At 52.5% G+C, this 21,528-nt stretch carries 19 protein-coding genes; 7 read left to right on the top strand and 12 right to left on the bottom strand.

Going from position 1 to position 21,528, the window contains the following annotated elements:
- Positions 1–71: 71 nt before the first annotated feature.
- The 3 genes from AB1L42_RS21590 to hisF form a co-directional block, all read right to left on the bottom strand.
- Positions 72–1,670, bottom strand: a complete 1,599-nt coding sequence (locus AB1L42_RS21590) for a calcineurin-like phosphoesterase family protein (protein WP_367061381.1) — start codon at positions 1,668–1,670, stop codon at positions 72–74.
- Between the two features lie 167 nt (positions 1,671–1,837).
- Positions 1,838–2,086 (bottom strand): hypothetical protein, encoded by a 249-nt coding sequence (locus AB1L42_RS21595; RefSeq protein WP_367061384.1) that lies wholly within the window; start codon positions 2,084–2,086, stop codon positions 1,838–1,840.
- A gap of 72 nt (positions 2,087–2,158) precedes the next feature.
- The gene (gene hisF, locus AB1L42_RS21600; RefSeq protein WP_367061387.1) at positions 2,159–3,019 is read right to left on the bottom strand and encodes an imidazole glycerol phosphate synthase subunit HisF; all 861 of its coding nucleotides are present in this window, start codon (positions 3,017–3,019) and stop codon (positions 2,159–2,161) included.
- A 151-nt stretch (positions 3,020–3,170) separates the two neighbouring features.
- On the opposite strand from hisF, the gene AB1L42_RS21605 reads away from it, so the two are divergent.
- Positions 3,171–4,757: a hypothetical protein gene (locus AB1L42_RS21605; RefSeq protein ID WP_367061390.1), complete on the top strand. Its 1,587-nt coding sequence runs from the start codon at positions 3,171–3,173 to the stop codon at positions 4,755–4,757.
- 336 nt (positions 4,758–5,093) lie between these two features.
- On the opposite strand, the gene rpsT is transcribed toward AB1L42_RS21605, so the two are convergent.
- Positions 5,094–5,357 (bottom strand): 30S ribosomal protein S20, encoded by a 264-nt coding sequence (rpsT, locus tag AB1L42_RS21610; protein WP_367061393.1) that lies wholly within the window; start codon positions 5,355–5,357, stop codon positions 5,094–5,096.
- A 246-nt stretch (positions 5,358–5,603) separates the two neighbouring features.
- On the opposite strand from rpsT, the gene AB1L42_RS21615 reads away from it, so the two are divergent.
- The 4 genes from AB1L42_RS21615 to ubiE all read left to right on the top strand — a co-directional run bounded on the left by AB1L42_RS21615 (position 5,604) and on the right by ubiE (position 10,343).
- Entirely contained in the window at positions 5,604–6,518 is a 915-nt protein-coding gene (locus AB1L42_RS21615; RefSeq protein WP_367061396.1) for a hypothetical protein, read from the top strand.
- The gene (locus AB1L42_RS21620; RefSeq protein WP_367061399.1) at positions 6,511–7,296 is read left to right on the top strand and encodes a PIG-L family deacetylase; all 786 of its coding nucleotides are present in this window, start codon (positions 6,511–6,513) and stop codon (positions 7,294–7,296) included. The genes AB1L42_RS21615 and AB1L42_RS21620 overlap by 8 nt, the downstream gene beginning before the upstream one ends.
- A 152-nt stretch (positions 7,297–7,448) precedes the next feature.
- Positions 7,449–9,446, top strand: coding sequence for a redoxin domain-containing protein (locus AB1L42_RS21625; protein ID WP_367061402.1), 1,998 nt, complete (start codon positions 7,449–7,451; stop codon positions 9,444–9,446).
- A 153-nt stretch (positions 9,447–9,599) separates the two neighbouring features.
- Positions 9,600–10,343: a bifunctional demethylmenaquinone methyltransferase/2-methoxy-6-polyprenyl-1,4-benzoquinol methylase UbiE gene (gene ubiE / locus AB1L42_RS21630; protein ID WP_367061405.1), complete on the top strand. Its 744-nt coding sequence runs from the start codon at positions 9,600–9,602 to the stop codon at positions 10,341–10,343.
- 64 nt (positions 10,344–10,407) lie between these two features.
- On the opposite strand, the gene AB1L42_RS21635 is transcribed toward ubiE, so the two are convergent.
- The 8 genes from AB1L42_RS21635 to AB1L42_RS21670 form a co-directional block, all read right to left on the bottom strand.
- Positions 10,408–11,907, bottom strand: coding sequence for a terminase large subunit (locus AB1L42_RS21635; protein ID WP_367061408.1), 1,500 nt, complete (start codon positions 11,905–11,907; stop codon positions 10,408–10,410).
- Positions 11,825–12,412 (bottom strand): hypothetical protein, encoded by a 588-nt coding sequence (locus tag AB1L42_RS21640; RefSeq protein ID WP_367061411.1) that lies wholly within the window; start codon positions 12,410–12,412, stop codon positions 11,825–11,827. Before AB1L42_RS21640 ends, AB1L42_RS21635 begins: the two co-directional genes overlap by 83 nt.
- 384 nt (positions 12,413–12,796) lie before the next feature.
- Complete coding sequence (locus tag AB1L42_RS21645) at positions 12,797–13,540, bottom strand: ATP-binding cassette domain-containing protein (protein ID WP_367061414.1); 744 nt, start codon at positions 13,538–13,540, stop codon at positions 12,797–12,799.
- An 80-nt stretch (positions 13,541–13,620) separates the two neighbouring features.
- Positions 13,621–14,196: a ParB N-terminal domain-containing protein gene (locus AB1L42_RS21650; RefSeq protein ID WP_367061417.1), complete on the bottom strand. Its 576-nt coding sequence runs from the start codon at positions 14,194–14,196 to the stop codon at positions 13,621–13,623.
- A 107-nt stretch (positions 14,197–14,303) separates the two neighbouring features.
- Entirely contained in the window at positions 14,304–14,609 is a 306-nt protein-coding gene (locus AB1L42_RS21655) for a hypothetical protein (RefSeq protein ID WP_367061421.1), read from the bottom strand.
- Positions 14,610–14,736: 127 nt separating this feature from the next.
- Positions 14,737–16,557, bottom strand: a complete 1,821-nt coding sequence (locus tag AB1L42_RS21660) for a GTPase domain-containing protein (RefSeq protein WP_367061424.1) — start codon at positions 16,555–16,557, stop codon at positions 14,737–14,739.
- 144 nt (positions 16,558–16,701) lie between these two features.
- Positions 16,702–18,129, bottom strand: coding sequence for an FAD-dependent oxidoreductase (locus AB1L42_RS21665; RefSeq protein WP_367061505.1), 1,428 nt, complete (start codon positions 18,127–18,129; stop codon positions 16,702–16,704).
- 494 nt (positions 18,130–18,623) lie between these two features.
- Positions 18,624–18,842, bottom strand: a complete 219-nt coding sequence (locus AB1L42_RS21670) for a hypothetical protein (RefSeq protein WP_367061427.1) — start codon at positions 18,840–18,842, stop codon at positions 18,624–18,626.
- A 333-nt stretch (positions 18,843–19,175) separates the two neighbouring features.
- Between AB1L42_RS21670 and AB1L42_RS21675 the strand changes: the two genes are divergently transcribed.
- Both AB1L42_RS21675 and AB1L42_RS21680 read left to right on the top strand, forming a co-directional pair.
- The gene (locus AB1L42_RS21675; RefSeq protein ID WP_367061430.1) at positions 19,176–19,772 is read left to right on the top strand and encodes a sigma-70 family RNA polymerase sigma factor; all 597 of its coding nucleotides are present in this window, start codon (positions 19,176–19,178) and stop codon (positions 19,770–19,772) included.
- Complete coding sequence (locus AB1L42_RS21680; protein WP_367061433.1) at positions 19,747–21,516, top strand: serine/threonine-protein kinase; 1,770 nt, start codon at positions 19,747–19,749, stop codon at positions 21,514–21,516. The genes AB1L42_RS21675 and AB1L42_RS21680 overlap by 26 nt, the downstream gene beginning before the upstream one ends.
- Positions 21,517–21,528 lie beyond the last annotated feature (12 nt).

The following is a 21,528-nucleotide window of genomic DNA, read 5'->3' on the forward strand; positions in this document are numbered from 1 at the left end:
GCAGAAAGGGCGACCGTGGAACTCGGTCGCCCTTTCAAGTTTCTAAAGCTTACTGAATGAGGCAGATAGGCTTACTCTTCAACTCGGATGATTCGAGAGTCATCGAACTGGCGACCATGTCGATCAACAGCCTGAATGTGAATTCGGTGAGTTCCGAGTGGGAGTGAAGCAGGCAGATTCGCTTTCCAGAGGTGAGTCGAAGCTTTCGGCTGCGGGATTTCTGTAAACAAGCCAGCGTTCTTTTCGAGGATCTTCAACTCGGACTGATAAGTTCGCAAGTACTTCGGATCAATTTCGCGAGCGTGGTCCATTTCGATCCACTCTCCATCGGCGACTCGCATCTTGACTGTGGTGTGCTGGTCGCCGTTGAAGACGTTCGCGTAGACGAGCGATTCGTGTGAATTGTCGGGAGTCACGACTTCGGGAGCATCCATTTCCATCTGGTAGTTCGATCCACGACTGGCGGCGTAGTAGTCGAGTTTGTAATCGTTCCCGTCGAAGTTCAGGATGGAGTATCCGTTCGGAGCACCGTCGGCCATGGTGGCGTGAGGAATTCCGCGTTCATCTGGTGTTCCTCTCCACCAGCTGCCGCACACAGTGACGTTAATGATGTGGTGATGCGGTTTTGGTCCGTTCCAACCGTCAACGTCGGTGATCCAGACGTGCTCATGATGATGCGTATGACCGGAGATTGAGATGCAAAGCGGACGTTGTTCGATAAGTCGATAGAGGTCGTGGCGATCATGCACACCAATGATCGGAATGTGCATCATGAGCACGACCATCTGGTCTTCAGGAATCTGTGCGAGGTCGGTCTCAATGAACTTCAGTTGTTCCGGGCCAATTCCGCCGCGGTATGTGGAGCGACCGTCGCCTTGCGGGACAACCCATTCGATGTCGTCGACGACGATAAAGTGCACAGGACCATAGTCGAATGAGTAGTACGACGGACCGTAAAAATGCTCAAAGGTTTCGTTTGCAAGCTTTCGGCTGGGGGCGTCCATGTTGATGTCGTGATTTCCGACGACGTTGTACCACGGAATGCCGAGCAGCGCGACGGTTTTATTCATCGCAGGCATCACACCCAGATCATTGAACACGATATCTCCGAGTGTGACGCCGAAGGCTGCATCTGTTCCGATCAGTTCTTCGATCACGTCATGGGCGATGTAATCGACTTCTTTCTGGTTTCGAGGTTGGGTATCCCCGAACATGATTGCTTTAAAGTTCTCAGGCTCTTCCTGAGGCGTCATCGCAAAGTCCACGGACTTTGGCAGTGGGCCCGTCGGGAGAACTCCTGGATACTTAGACTTTGGGGACCCGATCGGTTTGTGGTGATAGTAAAACTGTGGCAGGTTCAGTTCGTTGAGCGGAGTCCGCCAGTTTCGTGGCTTGATCACGAAGAGAGTCGTGTCACTCGAAATCGGCAACTCGTACCGGCCTTCTGAATTGGTCGCGACGATATCGGAACCATTCGATACGCGAACGCCTTCCAGCCCCGGTTCACCGGGATCAGCTACGCCGTTTCCGTTCTTGTCGTGGAAAACGAGTCCTTTAGCTGTGGGAGGAGTGTCTTCGAGAGAGACAGAAGTCTCGCCGGGCAAACTCACCAGCATGAGACTGAGGAGTAGAACTCCTGTGACAATTGTCAGTAAAAGCAAACGAGCCATCGTCTGGATTTCTCCCAGTGAAGAATGTACGAAGAATGTGCAATTTCAGAGTTACGTCAGCTGTCAGAAGTCTTTCAGCCGAGGACGCGACTGTCGACCCTCACACGCGATTCTTCACGGTGAATTCGCAGAATGAGTCCGACGTCGAATCAATCAGAGATCGGAGTTCAGCGATTCCAGCCTTCCACGTACTCGTCACTGAAGAGTAACTGGAGACGTTCTGCTCGCTGGCCTTCGGAATCCGCGACGACTTCCAGCCCCTTTGCGAGAAGCTTCATCTGTTCATCGTCAGCAACTTCCGACGCCCCTTCCGCTCGTGAAATTCGATCGAATGCAGCTGCGAGATCGAGGAGCCCACAGCGCATTTCCAGAAACTGACGTTCGAGAATCTGTTTGGCGGTCATTGATTGGGACATGATGAGCCTCTTGAGGTTGGTCAATTCTCTGACCGAAATACTGTGAATTTCTCTGCAAGCGAGTTATTGACTTCACTCGCTTTTTGTCGAGAGAGGAATTCGTCTCACGGGAACGTTGCGTTCCTGAAGGTATTGTTTGGTTTCGTCGATCGAATACTCACCGTAGTGGAAAATGCTGGCAGCCAAAGCTGCGCTGGCACCTCCTGCAGTGACAGCTTCGTACAGATGCGAGGGATGTCCTGCGCCTCCGCTGGCAATCACCGGGATTCCGACGGCATCTGAAACAGCCTTGGTGATTTCGATGTCAAAGCCATCTTTCGTGCCATCGGCGTCCATGCTTGTCAGCACAATTTCGCCGGCACCGAGTTCTTCAACTTCACGAGCCCATTTCACCGCATCGAGACCAGTCGGCTTGCGGCCTCCATTGATATGAACATCCCAGTAGACTTCTTCAGACCCATCTCTGCCGGGGCGAGGAATCACGGCGAGATCTTTGCGGACTCCCGGAATCGCTTCAGCTCCGGCAACTGGAACTCGCTTGGGGTCGATGTTGACGACAATGCACTGGCTTCCGAATCGGAGAGCAGCTTCTTTCACGAATTCAGGATCTTTGACAGCGGCGCTATTAATTGAAACTTTATCGCAGCCTGCGCTGAGGAGTCGCCGAATGTCTTCGAGGGTCCGAATTCCTCCGCCGACTGTGAGCGGCATGAAAATCACTTCGCTCGTCCGTTGAACGACGTCGAGAATGATGTCTCGCTCTTCGTGGCTGGCAGTAATATCGAGGAATACGAGTTCATCTGCCCCTTCTGATTCGTAGCGTGAAGCGACATCGACCGGATCGCCAGCGTCGCGGAGATTCAGAAAGTTGACTCCTTTCACGACACGGCCCGCATGGACGTCGAGGCAAGGAATGATTCGTTTCGCTAGCATTTTCTTCAGTTCGTTGATGTCGGCAGTTGGACGAAACACAAAGTGTAGCGATTCTCTTCGAGAGAGCAAAATTGACGGATGGAGGATCAACTCTCATACTGCGACTTCCAATCCTTTCATCATTTCATTTCAGCTCAGAAAGTTATGTGTCATGTTCGACCCCGCCATGTTCGAGCGAAAAGCTGATGTCCGCGGAGTTTACCCGAATCAGATCAACGAAGAACTGGCATGGCTCGCCGGAAAGTACCTCACGCAGAGCTTGAAAAAAGAGCTTTCGGGCGCAGCTCCGAAGGTCATGGTGGGCCGCGATGGGCGAACATCCTCCCCGGCGATTTACAGCTCGCTGATTCAGGGAATCGCCAGCGAAGGGGGCGAGCCAATCGCTTGCGGACTGTCGACGACGGACATGATTCAATGGGGAGTTGGAGAAGGAATCTGTGGCGCGGTTGCCGGTGTAATGATCACCGCTTCGCATAATCCGCCTCAGTACAACGGCATTAAATCAGTCATGAAGAGTCCTGAAACGGGCGGTATCGATATTCTGCGACCGCTCGATCACATGGCTCCGCGCTACGAAGAAGACTCAGACAACGGAGCGACTCCGGCTGCGACTTGTTCTCCGTTTCCATCCAACGGAAAGATGAATCTGCAGTCTCGATTTGTCGATGCTGCGTTGACCCGATCGAATCGTTTGAAAGACGCAAAAGGCAAAGTCGTCCTCGATCCCGGAAACGGCGTCGGTGGGCTCTTTCGTCCTCTGCTCAGCCGAGCTCTCAAAGCCATCGGTGCCGAAGTCGAACTGCTGGCAGTCGCAGAACAGATTGACGGAACGTTCCCAACTCGACCTTCGAATCCAGGTTTGCCAGGAGCAGTGAAACTCCTGCAAGAGACCGTCGTTGCAGAGGGTGCTGAGTTCGGAGCTGCCTTCGATGGAGACGCCGACCGAGTGTTCCTCGTCGATGAATGGGGACAATTCGTTCCCGGCTCGGTGTTGCTTGCCGCTCTCGCCAAAGCGATGGTCGAAAAGAATGGCGGCAACGGATCGGTCGTTTATTCCGCCGTTTCATCATGGCTCGTTCCGGAAACTGTGCGTGCTGCTGGCGGCAAAGCGATTCTCTGTCGAGTCGGACAGGATGCTGCCAAAGTTGCTCTCACGAAAACAGATGCTGTCTTCGGTGGAGAGTCTTCAGCCCACTACAACTTCCCCGACACTTACTGTCTCGACTCAGGTCTGTTCGCGCTGGTTACGTTCTGGGACATGCTTCTCGAAACCGGACTGAAGTGTTCACAGCTTTTGGGTCAGTTGAAGCCTTGGCCGGCCAGCGGCGAAGTGAATCTCCGCGTCGAGTGCAGTGACTGGAAAGCAATGAGTGCAGAAGTCATCTCGACGATCAAGAAGGAGTATGGAACCGACGAGAAGAACAGCTACGTCCTCGACATCGATGGCGTGAGCGTTTTCCATCCGAGAAAGCCCGAGTTCGCGACAGTCGACGATGTCTTCACGATCGACAAATCTGGCGATCCAACTGGCACGATCTACCGTGAAGTTCAGAATTACACTCCCGACTGGTGGTTCAACATTCGTGCTTCCAACAACGAACCGCTGCTGCGCGTGAATTTCGAATCGCGAGATGCAGCAGACGTGACCGGTCGGACCTACTCATTGATCTCCCGCATTCGCGAGATTTGCGGCGACCGAGCACGCGTCGACGTCCAGGATTGGGGAAATCTTAAGTAGTCACTGCTTGACTGAATGAAGAGGCGTTCCCCTCGCTGGTCTGTAACCGGTGAGGGGACTTTTCGCCAGCGTTAATTCTGAATCGCGAAGGTGGTTTCGGAGTATGCTCGAATCGAGCAGCGTGCCTGAAACCATAAGAGCGCACGAAAAAAGGAACCCGATTCATATCGGGTTCCTTTTTGCATTCTTCGCTGACTCGGTTCTCGGAAACCGTCCGATCATCATCGATTCGATTCCTGAGACAGCAAACGCTCTAACGTGTTTCCGAGATGTATCGGTTCGCTAGTGAGACGAACTGCGAAGCACTCTCGAAGTGGAGCGTTTTACAAAAGCCGCTTAGCTGGCGGACTTTTTCTTCAGTGCGACGAGTCGTGACTTCGTGCGTGAAGCGGTGTTCTTGTGAATCAACCCTTTAGAAGCAGCCTGATCGAGACGCTTGACCGCGAGTCGGACAGCTTCATCAGCATCAGCTCCACCTTCTGCGGCAGCAGCCCGAGCTTTCTTGACAATAGTTCTGAGAGCAGAACGAAGATTTCGATTGTGCAACCGACGTTTTTCGCTTTGACGAAGTGCTTTTTGTGCGTTAGGTGAGTTTGGCATTTGCTTTCAGGGTTCCAATAATTGGACGGCTGCCGGAGACACTCACAAATACGGTGTGGATGGCAGCATGTTGAATCGCGTAGTCTAACGGTCGATTTCGATGGTTTCTAGAGAAATCGAAGTGCGAACAGTGAATTTTTCGTGTCCCTTCTGACATCCCGGACGCGATTGGCTAGAATTCGTCGAGAAACGACAATGGCCCCGAAAATCGGGTGCAGATTCATCGGCGACGCATAAGCGGGAATCATGACGGAAACGAGTCACACGAACGCATCCCCCGAATCAATCGATTCAGAACCTTGTCCAACTCCACTGGACTGGCAGGATGTCGTGCGTGCATTTCTCGAAGAACGTCGCGAGGGTGAGATCGCTCTCGGACGGTCGAAACTCACAGCAACTCAAATCGGGCAGGGGCCGCCACTCGTGTTGCTTCCAGCTTCAGGGTGCTCGGCCAAGATCTATGCTTTGCTGGCGTGGCTTTTACGGGAAGAACGGCAGCTGTGGATTTTCAGCGAACCGAAGTTCGAACGAACTCCGTCCGCACGCAATCTCATCCCCGAATTGGCAGCTTCGTATGCTGAGGCAATTCGGGACTTGTTCGGCGGACCGGTTGACGTCTACGCGCCCACGTTTTCGTCGCAGATTGCGATGAAAATGATGATCGATAGTCCGGAATTCCTCAAAAACGTCGTCCTCCAGAGTGCCTGGGCACATCGTCCTCTTAACTGGACAGAAACTGCTCTCGCCCGATCCGGAATGTGGATTCCGTTTTCGATTCGGCGAGTTCCGCTCTGGCTTTCGTCGCAAGTGGCCAACCATCGTCCCTGGTTTCCTCCATATGACGAAACCCGTTTTGGATTCCTTCTCAGCGAAACATACCGTGTTTCAGTCAGCGAGAACTGTCGAAGAATGCTGGCAGCTGATGCGACGGATCTGAGTGCGGAAGTGTCGCACATCCAGAAACGAATCTTGTTGCTGAGAGCTGAGGGCGACGGAGCGATCATCAATCGCGAAGAAGATCGGTTGGAAAAAAGTCTGCCAGCTTGCGATGTAGAGTGGATGCACACTTCCGGGCATTATCCGTTTCTGACCCATCCGCATCGACTGGTCAAAATTCTGCGGGCATTTTTTGAATGTGCTTCTGAGGAGTCGCATGAATAACGTGGTTAGCTCGCAAAAGCTGGATGTCATTGCTGTCGGTGCTCATCCCGATGATGTCGAAATCGCCATCGGTGGGACCCTTGCGCGTCTTGTGAAGCAAGGTTACCGCGTCGGCATCGTCGATCTGACGGACGGTGAACCGACACCCAAAAGCCCCGGCCCGGAAGTTCGTCTGGCGGAAGCAGAACGGGCTGCCGAAATTCTGGGTGTGCAAGTCCGCATCAATCTCGATCTGCCGAACCGAAAATTGTTCGACAATTACGAGTCACGCGTCGCACTCGGAAAAGTTTTTCGCCGCTACCGACCATCGATCGTCTTAGGAATCGCCGAAAAGACACCGATGGCCTCCCCCGATCATTGGCAGGCGATGCAAATCACCGATGCAGGAGTTTTTTATTCACGACTCACCAAATGGGACGCGGAATTTGACCACTTGCCGGTTCATACAGTGAAACAACAAATCTGGTATCCGCTCGGATTCGGTTCAATGAAGTCGACCGAGCAGCCCGGAGCTTTTGTCAGCGACATTTCCGGATGCCTGGAACAGAAAATCGAAGCGGTCAAAGCCTATCAGACGCAATTTCCACCCGGAAAAGAACGTGTTTTTCATCTGGTCGAGAGCCAAGCTAGGCTTCTAGGTCAGACACACGGTGTTGAAGCAGGTGAGCTGTTGGTCTCGCCAAAACCGATCATGGTGAACGATGTCGTCGAGATGTTCGGTGAATCGGGACGAGACACAGGTGAAGAATTTCAGCAGCAGGCTGCTCCCAAACCGTAGTTTTTTGAAACTTCTGAACGGCCGGGCAGGTACACTTTCAGATACAGACGCTTAAAAATGTCTCCTCAGTGAATGGGGATTTCACTTACGATGCTGCACGTCGTTGTTGTACGTTCGAATCGAGTCGATTCTTGTTTGAATTGAGAGTTCCTATGCCGAGTTGTTCCGCACGATTACCGTTACAACTGCTTCAACACTCCTCAGCATTCGTTTTGCGAGGGATTGCGATCGTGGCTGTGATCTGTTCATCACTGTCGCACGCGGCAGCGGAAGATGCGTCGCTTGGAAAGCGAATCGAGAGTTTTTCCTTGAAGGACCATCGCGGGAAGACTTATTCCCTTGACGACTTTAACGACTCTAAAGTGGTTCTGGTCGCGTTCCTCGGAACAGAGTGCCCGCTCGCCAAGCTTTATGTGCACCGACTCAACGAACTGAAAGAAGAATTTGGTGTTGAGGATCTCGCGATTGTCGCTGTGAATTCGAATGTTCAGGACTCGCTGAGTGATATCTCAGCTTCCGTTCGAGATCAGGCGATCACGTTTCCGGTCCTGAAAGACGCGACGAATGAAGTCGCCGATCTGTTTGGCGCGACACGGACGCCTGAGGTATTCGTCCTCGATCAAAACCGCATCATTCGATATTCCGGCCGTGTCGATGATCAATACGTCGTCGGCATCACCCGCAATGCTCCCACTCGTGAAGACGCTAAGATCGCCATTCAGGAGCTGTTGGACGGAAAAACGGTGACGGTCTCTCAAACTCAGGCACTGGGATGCATTATTGGTCGACGCAAAACACCTAACGAAAATTCGTCGGTGACTTACTCAAATCAGATTGCACGCATCTTTCAGAAACGCTGCGTGGGATGTCACAGAGAAGGTGAAGTCGCTCCATTTTCGATGGAATCATTCGATGACGTCACAGGCTGGGGTGAAATGATTGCTGAGGTCGTTCAGGAAGAGCGAATGCCTCCCTGGCATGCAAATCCGGAGTACGGGCACTTTTCCAATGATGTCAGGCTCAGTGCGGAAGAGAAGAAACTGATCGCAACTTGGGTAGCCAACGGTGCTCCCGAAGGTGACCCGAGCGCACTTCCGGAACCTCTGGATTATGTTGAGGGATGGCAGCTGGGAGATTCTCCGGACATGGTCGTCCCGATGGCTGATGAACCGTTTGAGGTCGCTGCCGAAGTCGGTCCGGAAGGCATTAAATACCAACACTTCTGGGTCGATCCGAAGATCACAGACGATCGCTGGGTCACTGGAATGGAAGCACGTCCGGGCAATCCCCTGGTCGTGCACCACATCATCGTTTACGTTCATCCGAAAGGGAAAAACACTCGGGAACACTCGTTCCTGACCGCTTACGTTCCTGGGTTACGCCTTCAGGCTCTCCCTCCCGGCGCTGCCAAACTGATTCCAGCGGGCTCATGGTTGCGGTTTGAAATGCACTACACGCCAATAGGAACTGAGGAAACCGATCTCAGTCAGGTCGGCCTGATTTTCGCCGAACCGGATTCCGTGAGCTACGAAGTCAAAACACTTCATGTCGGGAATACCAAGTTCGAGCTAAAGCCGTATCTCGCTGATCAGGAAGTCAAAGCGAAGTCTGGAAAGAGCCCGGACGAAGTGACGTTGCTTTCAATGTCTCCGCACATGCACTTGCGTGGGCAAGCTTTCCGATTTGAAGCAGAGTTCCCGGACGGCAGCCGCGAGATTCTGCTCGATGTCCCTGAGTATGATTTCAACTGGCAGACTCAGTATCGACTCGTCGAACCACGCCGACTCCCGGCTGGAACGAGACTCCATTGCACTGCACTCTTTGACAATTCAGACAAAAATCTGGCAAATCCCGATCCTTCGAAGACAGTATATTGGGGTGATCAGTCTTGGGATGAAATGATGCTCGGCTATTACGACATCATGATTCCCGTCGATCCCGAGCTCCTCACTTCAATCGGACCAGTCGAGGCGATTGTCGGTAAGATTCTTGCCCAGCTTGATTCGGATCAGAATTCCCGCCTCTCTGTAGCTGAGGCCAAGCCACTTGATCTTCTGTCACGAAACTTTGAGCGGGTGGATCAAAACGGGGATGGTTTCGTCAGCGAGGACGAATTGTCCGCAGCGGTGAAGCGACTCCAGAATCGATAGAAGAGTTTACGCGAAGTTGATGAACGGCGGACCGGTGGCTTCGTATTCTTATCGCGACCTGTCTAAACTCTGAAAAGTGTGTTGATTCTGCCAACCAAAATCGGTTGATCGCCAGAATTCTTCATGATGAGTGTGACAGAGCGAGAGTGAAGCATGGTGGACGGAACGGTCATCGTCGATAAGTCAGGCGAACGTGTTCAACGAATGTTTGGACAGATCGCCGACCGCTATGACTTGATGAATCATCTCCTCTCCGGTGGCATCGACATCTACTGGCGGTCGTATACAGTCAGAAAGGTTCCGATTCAGGGAACGTCTCCGGTCCTGGATGTCTGCACCGGAACTGGTGATCTCGCGATTGCTTTCTGGAAAGCTGGCGGAAAACAAGTTCCTGTCACGGGAACCGACTTTACACCGCGAATGCTCGAACTGGCACGCGAGAAAACAGCTCACCTCAAACGTGCTGACGAAGACAACTCAGAAATCAATTTCATTGAAGCTGATACGCAGTCGCTTCCGTTCCCTGACGATCAGTTTCAAATTGTTTCAGTCGCTTTCGGATTGCGAAACGTCGCAGACACACGCAACGGCCTCAAAGAGATGATTCGGGTTTGCGAGCCGGGCGGTCGGGTTGCGATTCTTGAGTTCTCCAATCCCACTCTGCCGGGGTTGGCGGGAATGTATCGATGGTATTTTCGCAACGTCCTTCCACGACTCGGGCAACTCTTTGCGTCGAACTCAGAGCAGGCTTATGACTATCTGCCTGCTTCGGTCAGCGAGTTTCCAAGTGGTCAAGCCCTGGCTGAGATCATGACCGAGTGCGGATTGAAAGACGTTTCGTTTACGCCGCTGACGTTCGGAATCGCCACGCTCTATATCGGTCACAAACCTGCTTGAAGCGCTGTCTGATCGGGGCTTCACCGGAAGCTTGAGTAAAGCATTGGTTTCGAATTCTTCGAGATCACCACAGGAAGTCTCCAGTGAGTGAAGGTGGAGTCACGACGAAGTGATCTTCGACGTGGTTTTCGTCCTTCAGTGCCAGACACGCAACTCCAAGGGCAAATGATCGGTCGTCGTGATGCACGCCATCCGCGATATGATCAATGCGAACCCGTCCCCGTGACGTCTGTCGCAACAACAGCGATGAGAGTTCGGTCTCAAGATCGTCACGGTGGAAGCCATCGACAGCCCCGCAGTCAGCATACCAGCCAACATTCTGGTGAAGGATCAACTGACGGAGTGTGACCGCCAGTCGTTCATTGCCTCCTCCAGCCCGGAATGCGAACCGTTCAATCGGGTAACGGTTCTCCAACCGCTGAATGGTGCTGAGCAACTGATATTCATCGACGACGAATCGCACGCGATGAAAACGGCTGCCGATATCCTCGATCCAGTCTTCAACCCATTGGATTCGTGTTGGATTCTGGGGAGAAGGTTTGACGACGTCCATCCGGTCGACGATCACTTTTTCCCCATCGAGATGGCAAACACAACCGACGGTCAAATCGTGCTTCTCGGCGTAGTCGATCGTCGCCACGTACGGAATTCCAGGTTGGCCGCACACCTGATACATCAGAAGTGAGTCGCGACAAGCTTCCGCTTCATCCAGAGTGACAAAGTTTCCATCGGAGTGCTGCCAGCGGTTGAGCCAGAGTCTTTCAAAGACTGGTTCGGGCAAGAGCGAGCGTTGTTCCTGCAACCAGTCGTCTGTGATCCAGTGTGCCTGCGGTCCATCAAGCGAAGAAAAGTGCCACGAAGAACTCTGACGGGCATGTTCACGGACTTCCCATTGCCAACCTTTCCCGACTCCGGCGTTTGTCAGAATGGAAAGGACACATTCCGATTTTTTTGCTGCCGATGAGAGGAGAGAGTACCACATGTCGGGCTTTTCCCAGTGGCACAACTCATCGCAGACGACGAAGTCTGGAAGGGCTCCAAAGGAACTTTTGACATCAGAGGAAATCACCTCCAGTCGACTTCCAGTACGTTTGTTCTTGATCTGATGCTGGACGAATGAGAGTTCTTCGAAGAGATTTGGATTAGCATTCGTCAGTCGTTGAATCGAGTCATACAAAAACTTCGCCTGATCGCGGTCAGCGGCTGCTGCGAGACCGGTCACTGGACGAACGGCAGCCAGCAGAATCCAAGAGATCTGAAGGGCCATATCCGACGTTTTCGAGTGGCCGCGAGGACGTTCGATATACGCTCTGCGAATCACATTGGCGTCGGGCTCAACATCGCCGGATGCGAGTCGCTTCCAGGCTTCATCCAATGCACCGAGATCTTCGATCTGCCACGGTGCAGCGACTGATGAGAAAGGAAGTAGTTGCTCGCTCGGAATCAGCACTCGGTTGCGAAAGCGTTCTGGCTCACCGAGGTCACGTTGAAGAGTTCTGGCTTTGGCTGATGCGATCAAGGAGTGCAGTCGCTTCCGTTCGGAAGTACTCAAGAAATTCGTCATCGGTCATTTCTGTCTCAGAAGTCGAGGGAGATTCTGCTGCGTAGGCGGCCCAATTCGGTGGCGGTCGATTTTTCAGGTAGTACTGTTGGGCGGTGACGCTGCCTTCCATCGCGGATCGATACAGTGCAGCTGCCACATTCTGACTGAGAAGTTCCTGAATGCGCTCAAGCATCAAGCCAAACTGCGCGTCGTGTTCGCACGTCCAGATCACGTCAGCCAGTGCAATTCCGATTTGGCTGCAGGCGGCAGCTGGCGACCCACCCTTGGAAAGCAGTGTGATGTAGGCGAACTGCTGATCTTTCGTCAGAAGGTTGTTGACGTTGTCAGTCCGCAAATAGCTGGCAGTTGGAGTTGGATCAGCTTTCTCGACTTTGGTCGTTTCGATTGCCTGCAGAGCTTGCCGCTTGGCCGGAGTGCTCTCGGTTGTCGAAGATGTAGTAGATCGGGTTCGCGAAGCGGCTTTTTTCGAAGGTCTCTTTGGTGAGGAGGCTTTTTTCTTGGCCATGTCTCTTTCTGCTTCCGTACAGAGTGGAGTGAGAAGTTCGCGAACGCGGACCAGGCTGCGATGTGCCAATTCGCAGGAACCCGGCTCGCTCAAAGAAAGGGTTGATGTGTCCCATCTCGGCGAGAGTTTCGATCCACGGATAGCCGGTCATCTGACAGCACTTCTGAACAAACGCAGAGGCCAGGCCTGCACCTCGATAGGTTGGGTGCAGGACAACTCGCGACAGCGAGATCAACTGACGGTTCAAAGCCTGCATCGCTGTTCGCTCCCAGCGCCCAGAACGACCAAAGAAGCGATTTCGCATGGCGAGAGATTTGGGAGGAGAGTTGAAGACGCAAATTCCAATCGGCTGATCGCGAAGCCAAAGGACGAAAATTGCTCGAACTAAGCCGAGCTTGCTGCTTCGATAATGCCACCGAGAGAAGTACGGCCAGTCGGATTTGGAACCGCGTGAGATCCACATGTCGCTAGAGATTGAGAGATGTCTTTTTTTTTACTCTTTTCGCTAACAACTTCGATGCCTCCATCGAGTGAACAGAGTACATGGAGATTGGGGCGAAGATCGTCGACGAAGTCACGATGTGTCGTCGCGAATAAAAATCCTATTCCGGACTGATCACAAATTCGACGGATGTTGCAGGCCACAACTTTCGCTAGTTCCCGGTCGAGAGTGGCTGAGAATTCATCTGCCACAATCCACTTCGGTTTCTGCGAAATCGCTTGCGCGAGCCGGTATCGATAGTATTGCCCGGCGGAAAGTTCCGAGGGAGTCCGGAGCATCAGCTGCGATTCACCGAGCCCGCATCGAGCCAGCAATTGAAGTGTTTCCGGAAGCGGCAATTGAAACGAGTTGACGAGAAGTTCGTCGGCTTTATCGAGATCTTCAAGATCGACGACGGTCTCATTCGCGGATTCGAGTTGTTGTCGAACAGCCCGCATCAGGGAAGACTTTCCTGCCCCGCTATCTCCTGTGAAGAGAACGATTGATCCCGGAGTAATTGGTAGTTCGAGGTCACTCGCGATGACATGGTGCCCCGTTTCAAAGCTGATTCCAAAGTGATCCATCACCATGGCGGACCGAGCGGTTGGAGCCTTCGGAAGAAATTGATGCTGTGCAGAGATTTTCATTGGTTGGGTAGTTTCGAATTCAGGGAGGATCGATCGAGAGAATCGAGTGCAGGGGAGTGGGGAGCTAAGTCTCGAACGATCTATTTGTGAAGCAGGTGAAGTCGAATCTCAGGGTGCAGGCTCAAGAGGCTGTCGAGATCTGTTTCGACCGTTTCCCATTCCTCTTCCGGAATTTCCAATATGACTCGCATTTTGGAAGGATCAGAATCGAAGTCCTCTTCACCAGCGATCGATTCAGTTTCGTTCGGTGACAACACGAGATCACGGAGTTGCTGGTCGTCAAATCCGGTGAGAGTGGCATCCATTTCCGGGAGATCTTGAAGTTCAGAAACGAGGTCGATGAGTCTGCTCGTATCCCACGAACTTCCGACTTCTGCATTGTTGAGCGTGACATTGAGCGCTTTCTCACGCTCGAGCGGCAGGTCAACCACCACACATTCGATCTGTTCAACACCTTGATGTTTCAAAACCGCGAGACGTTGGTGGCCGGAAACAACATGACCAGTCTGGCGGTTCCAGACAATCGGCTGAACGAGTTGGAATTCATCCAGCGATCGTTGCAGGCGTTCCCACCGCTCGTCACCCGGTTGCAGAGTGACTCGCGGGTTGTAAGGCGCATTCTTCAAAGCATGAATCGGTTGAGTTTCGATAATCATGAAATTCCTTCTGAGCAGACAGCAGGAGAGAGACCTTCAATCGGTTGTCAGCGACGAGGCAGGATTGCTTCGAGGTGAAGACAGCGAATGTTGAGACCAAGTCAGTCTCAAGTGATGTCGGAAAATGGATCATCTTCGTCGGCACCAAGCATTTCCGGAGAGACATCGAATTCTTCGCGAAGCTCCTGCTTAATTCGTGTCAGACATCGAGTGACGTGCCCTTTGGGATGACCGAAGACATTGCCAATCCGGTCGAGCGGCCATCCTGCATTCTCGCGAAGTGCGAGCATCGCCAGGTACTTCCATTTTCGTTGATCCGCCCCGGCGAAGTTGTCGTGAATCAAATTCCAGAACTCATCCGGTCCAGTCCGCGGAAGAAGAACTTTCGTTCCATTGCGACGAGTGACTGACATCCTGTCTCCCAGAGAGAATTGCGAGTTAGTATCACACTGATCGAGACAAGTTGCGCAGTTCGCTCAAACTTGCCGCAGCAGGTGGCTCGCGACATTCGATCTACTAGGGACGGTTGTGAAGCTGTTTTTACGACGATTTCGAATTTGCCGCCATGAAGTTTTTCTTGGCAGCCAGTTCGCTGGGAGCAGCGACTTCGTTTCGAAGAACATCGACGTCGAGCAACATCTGGCGAGCAGCATTCGTGCGGCGCTGGGCTCGGCGGAGTTCGTCTTCAAGACTTGGAAACAAACCGCGTTCAAGTTTTCGGTCCACCATTTCGGAAACGAGATGCTGGACTGCTGATTTCATTCCCCGTCGCAATCGCCAGGTGAATGTTGTCACCAGCAACCCGGACCAGAGAATCAGAAACAGCCCGGCAGCTAGATAAAAGTCCGATGAAAGAAGAGTCTGCCCGTTGAAAAGTGAGTCGTAAAAGAAGTTATAGCCGACGCGAAGAATGACAAAGACGACGTACAGGCCGAACAGAACTTCGTACCAGATCCGGACATTCAGAGTCGAGTTCTTCTGGGCCAGTGTGTCGATTGCAGCATCGACTTGCTGGCTGGCATCGAGAACAAACTGGCTCTCGACCTGCGCAGCATCTCGCTTCAGTTCGGTCATCGAGTGCTGGGCAAACATCTCCGGCTGAAACTCAGCGGACTGCACGTATCCCGAAACGACGATTTCCGCTTCTCGCAAATGTGCATCATCGAGACCGAATCTGCTCACACGCTCGAGTGCTTCCGCACCTTCCTGTTCTTTCTTGAGCTGATCCAGCCAACGCTTGCCTTGAATCGTCCCCAGAAGTGCCATTTGAGCGGTGCTGCGTGCTCGAAAGAAAGTCAGCGAGGCGAGAATTCCGCCGATTCCGTGGTAGACACGCAAAACTGCGGAGAACGGGCTCATTCCCCAATGTTCATTCACTGCAGCTAACAAACGACGTTCCCACAGCCCATGACTTGTGAGCAACTCGTCCTGCAGCCGTTTTGCCATTCGCTGACTGAGTGTGACGCGCTGTTGGGCGAGGACATCTTCGAGTTCGTTGAGCGATCCGAGTTTCGCATCGAGAATTTCGACCGAACGTGTCAGCCCGGATTGCAGGAGATCGACAATATTCGCCCGCCGAATTCGAATCCGCTGCGATGCGCCTAATCCAGAGGTCAGTAGCTGCAGGAGTTTTCCGAATTCCCCGGAGGGGGTGATCCCGTTTTGCTGTTCCCGCAGTGCCGAGAGCGAATCGACGAAGAACAATTCGGGGACTTGATAGCTCTCCGAGAGAAGGCTCTTCCAGTCGTCTCGGATGTCTTCATCGAGATCGGCATGAGATTGCACAAAGATCATGCGACACCCGGCCGCTGCTGCCTGAAGTTCGCTCGTAACGCGTGAGGACCGATACTTCTGCTGTGTCGAAACGACCAGCAACACGTCGCAATGAGGCAACAGCCTGCGAAGCCGATCCAAATTTGTTCCCGCTCCGTTGGTGTCGCTGGTGTCTGGATCGGGACAGTCGAGGATGACAAAGTCTTTGAGTGTCGGTGTCTCGAAGCGAAAGACGTCAATCTCATCGAGTGGAAGCTGCAGCAGATCTAACTCAGTGTCCGTGTGAGCAATGAGAACCGGCTTTCGCGTGGTGGGACGTTCTCGTCCAGAGTGGCTCACCTCGACTCCGACGAGAGCATTGACGAGCGCACTCTTCCCAGTTCCAGTGCCTCCGAAAGTCGCAACGACAAGCGGAGCTTCAAACCGAAATTGGAGCGACTCGACTCGCTTCAAGACGCGTTTCAGCAATCCCTGACAGAAGATCATTGGCTCCCACATCGAAGGCGCATCGCACCATTCTTCGGCGCGATGTCGGACTCGATCGATCGAGGCCAGAAGTTCGAGTTGGTCGATCTCAGGAGTGTGCATGGTCGTTCCGCGACAGAATCGAATGATTCACCATAAGCTGCCTAAAGCAAGTTGCTCTTTCCTGTGCACTCGCTTGCACTCTTTCATAAATCAAAAGGCTTTACTTGCTCGTGCGAGATCGGGCACACAGAATCAGAAAATGCTCTAAATTGTCGCTTCAGAAGGGGTCAGGTATTTGTCGAGTTCGTTCGAGACAATCACTCCGTAGTTGACTGCTCCCAACCACCCGGACATGATGATCCCGACTGATCCGGCATGGAAGAGTCCGCCGATTTGCTCCGGCAATGACTGAGAAACTTTTAGCCCTTCGAATTTGGTTCCGAAACTGGCCCCTTCGATGTGGCGGGTGTAATGCTTGAACGTTTTCGGTGTTGAAGCTTCGATCCAGTCGAGTTTTTGCCGAATATCGGGGACGTATTTTTCGAGGCAGTCCAGTGTTGACTGGCAGAGATCTTCTTTGTCTCGAGCATATTGCTCGTCAGAAAGATCGGCCCAGTCTTCGTAGCGGGCATTCGTCGAGGAGACGATCAACCAGCGGTCGGAACCGGGACGGGTTTCCGGATAGTAGAACGAGAAGGTCCGGCTGCTGACTTCTTTCGAAAGCATTGCTTCGATGTCGAATCCTTCATGTTCTGAGTGGAACAGAAGGTCGCCACAGTTGTCGAATCCTTCGCCTGGTTTCAACCCGAGGTAAACCTGACAGCTTGAGTTATTGAGTCGAACGGCATTCGCTTCGTCCATGAACTCTTTGTCGAAGTGTTCGGGGCCGACGAGTTTTTGGATCGTCGACTTAATATTCGCGTTCGACAAGATCGCTCCGCACTCGATGCGTTTTCCGTTCACGTGAACAGCTTTGACGCTGCGATCGGGGCCAACTTCAATCTGTTCAACAAGTGCCCGGATGCGAAGATCGACGCCGTTTCGGATCAACTCCTCTTTCATTTTGTTGACGAGCGCATCGGTTCCGCCCTGGAAGGTGAAGACTCCCTTACTCATAAAGTTACTGAAGACAATTCCGTACGTGATGGCAGGATCTTCGAGCGTTGATCCGTTGGCGTACGTGATCGGTTCCATCAACAGGCGAACGACGTCGCTTCGGCCGGGAAAGAACTTTTCGAACAGTTCTCGTGTCGTCATTCCCTGATCGTCGAAGAAATTCATCTTCCGGGCTGTGGCGAAAAAATCGTCAACCGTCTCGTAAGGAACTTTGAACTGTTCGGTGATGATTCTGGTGAAGTCTTTTCGATCGAATGTCGTCCGAAGTGAGAATTGAGGATTCTCGAAGCGGATTCCCTTGAGTTGAACGATGCTTTCGGCAATCTCCGGTGTCCAATACTTGCGGCAGCTTTTCACCATCCCATGGGGAAATCCATGCAGCGAGATGTCGAAGATGTGGCCACCTTTCCGTTTGAACCAGGTCGCCATTCCTCCAAGCTGATAGTGATGTTCCAGCAGCAAGACAGAATAACCTGCCTTCGCCAGAACGTTGGCACTTGTCATGCCCGCCAATCCGGAACCGATGACAATCACGTCGTATCGGTCACGTGTCTCCTTCAAGAAATTCTTCGCCATCGCAAATTGAGAACTCACAAGGTGTTTCGAAATCAGGTGCGGAAGAAATCTCCGCTTCACCGGGACATCATTGACAATTTTGAAGTGAACATCCAGTTCATCAGCTAGGATTGTCGGAAATAGGGACTGTCTCAGATCGTCAACTCAATTGATGTTGCTGAGACTCAACGATTTTTGATCTTCAGGGTTGCAAACGAATTCGAGACACGGCCGGTTCAACAAACTGGAACCGAAATTCGGGCATTCTCGATCAAGCTGACGGGAAACGAAGTTTGTTGTGGTGACGACTCTTGAATTCCTGAATGCATCAATGCAGACTGAAACGGGAACAATAGACTCGATCGAACAGAGCGACTTGGCAACGCGCATCTTCAGGATGCAGCACATCCCTGGCCCGCACGGTGCTCCCATCACGCATGGGGCGTTGCCATCTTCTTTTCTCTCAACTTCTTTTCTCTCAACGCGAGTTGGTCTCTCTCTGCTTCGAACTCTCATCATGTTTGAGCTGCTTGAGCCTTCCACTGAAATTGAATGAACGGTTGAGTATCTTCGCATCCAACGACATTGATTGCTGACGCGCTTTGACGTGCCGTTGTGTCAATCACAATTCTTCCATTGGCCATCCGGGATTCGAATTGAGCTTCGAAAATTGTCGTTTCCATTGGCTGACTGATTGCAACCGGAGTTTCTGTCGAATCCTGAGATTCGGGCATCACTGCAATTTTCGCGTGAATCGTCTTGAGCTTGCTGAGAGCGGAGAAGTAATTTCATCTTTGCCCCCCTCGCAGATTGACTCCCCAATTCACCATCCAATTTCGTGCATCGTTCGAAACGAAATGCACAAGCTCGCTCGAACAAATTCAACACGACGTTGACTTTGAAAGCTCTTCGGCGAGTCCGCAGGTAAGCCTCCTGCCGTCGGTGTGATCTGCGTGCCTCTTCGTCATGCCTGTCCCGCCAAGTTTCGAATTTGCCTGTAAGGTCCGGCCACTCAGCACGTAGTGAAAATGCACACTCGTTCCAGATGAAAAAGGGAATTTTAAATCATGCCGACTACCAGGCGGTCGTTGTTGTTGCAAATTCGGGATCTCTCCAATTCAGACAAGTGGACTGAGTTCGTCAAAATCTATCGACCGCTCATCGCCGACATGTGCCGGCGTCACGGAGTTCAAAACTCGGGCATCGATGACGTTGTTCAGGATGTGATGATTCAAATCATGCACTCCATTGGACGATTCGAGCGTGATGAGTCGAAAGGGAGATTTCGAAGTTGGCTCAAGTGCGTCGTCGTGAACAAGATTCGTGATCGCTGGCGGGCTGGAAAAGTTCGCAGAGCAACTTCGCTGCAAGAAGCTTGCGCAGCTGTCGAGGCTCAGGAGTCCGGCGATGATTTGAGAGTTGAGCAGCGTTCGCTGATGCACAAAGCGATCGCGCAAGTGAAAGAAGCATCGCTTTCTAAAACGTGGAAGTGTTTTGATTTACACTGCCTTCAGAAAAAGCCAGCAGCTGACGTCGCGGCCGAACTCGGACTCTCTGAGAACGCTGTCTACGCGAATTGCTCTCGCACGCTGACTCGAATTCGCACACGTTGCCAGGAACTCAAACGGAGATTGGCTGGTGAAGAACCTGTCGTGTCTGAGTGACGTCGAACTCTGGAAGCTGATCGACGATGAACCTGCCGGCGAGTGGATCGAGAGTCACGAGCACCTAAGCATCTGTGAAACTTGCCGGGCCCGCGCCTTGAGTATTCAAGAGGATCTTGGATTTCTGGACGATCGTGCGAGTACGTCGTCACTGGCAGAGTTTGAAAAAGCAATCGACGAAGCCTGGGAACACACGAATCAGCTTCTCGGAAGCACTCTCGAAACAAGCGAGCCAATGCTTGAGGCTGGCGATCGGATTGATCGTTACGAGATCTGCGATTGTCTCAATTCAGGTGGGCAGGGTGAAGTTTATCTCGCATTTGATCGACGACTCAAAAGGCAGGTCGCGATTAAAGTTTCACGAGATTCCCTCGGAAGCGGAATGGATGCTCAGCAATGGGGTAAAGATGAAGGAGAACTGCTGGCGCGTGTGAATCATCCGCGACTCGCTCAAGTCTATGACACTGGCGTTCACGACGGGCATCCGTTTCTGGTGATGGAGTACGTCGAAGGATGGACGCTTGTCGGAGAATTACGACGTCGATCGGTGAACTCGATCTGGATTCGTGACACACTGAAGCAAGTCTGTTCCGCTGTTGAAGCGATCCATACCGGCGGGATTTTGCACCTCGATCTGAAACCTGAAAATGTCATGGTGACTCCTCAGGGGAACTGCAAGCTTATCGATTTAGGCACAGCCTGGTTCGTCTCGCGGCAGTCAGGTGCGACACAGTCGGTCGCTGGGACTCCAGAATATGTCGCACCCGAACAACTCGACGGAGCTTTCGAAGACTTCAATGTTCAGACTGATGTGTTCGGCGTCGGAGCAATTCTGTACTTCCTGCTGACCGGGAGTCCGATTCGTTCACTGTCAGCTTCGTTATACGGAAACCATCGACGCGCGCTGGAAGAGAGCATTCGCAAACTTCAGCGTGCCGGGCAGAACAAACGTTTAACCGCGATCTGCGTGAAAGCCATCGCCCCTGAGCCTCGGGACCGCTATCAGAGCGTCACCGAGTTGCAGGAAGATCTAAGCTATCGGCAAAAGCCGAGCGGACTGGCGATGATGTTTTTTCTGGCGGGCGCTCTCAGCCTCGTAGGAGGAGTGTTGACCTTCTCGTCGTTTCTGTCTGCTGCTCAGATTTCCCAATCCACGATGAGTGAAGAAACTGCTCCAACGCAATCGATTGATGAGCGACGGAGCATCGTCCACAATTTCAAGCCCGTGCGGCTCGATTTGAGTTTCATTTCAGACCATCCGGAAGAGGTGAAACTCTTTGTTCATCATAGTCATTCTCAAAGTCTCAATACCTTGCCAATGCACGTTGTCGAGACGGAGAACGCCCCGGTCTATCGAATTCGAACCGGGAGCGACGGGATTGAACTCAACCCCGAATCGGGCGTTGTGACATTTATGGTCTTTCAATCGAACGAAACTGAAGAAAGCCTTCGTTGTCGGATTCGCGCAGCTTTTCAAAACCTCAACTCAATTGAACTGACTGAATTTCAGAAGTTCACATTGTTGGGAGCTGATGAAGAATCTCCGCTTGTTTCACCGATGGCTTCCGAGTTTTCTGAAGCGATTTCCGTCGCTCTAGCACGGGCAGGAACGCGAATTCGCGGTTTCTCAGTTGCTCCCTGGGTCGAGTCGGCCGCCTCACCTCGTTTGAATGTGACCCTCGCGATGGACCGTCACTTTGAATCGCGAGACGTCCGCATTGTCAAAACACGTTCACAGCTGTGAACTAAATCTGGC

The sequence above is a fragment of the Thalassoglobus sp. JC818 genome, from assembly GCF_040717535.1.
Lineage (GTDB): Bacteria > Planctomycetota > Planctomycetia > Planctomycetales > Planctomycetaceae > Thalassoglobus.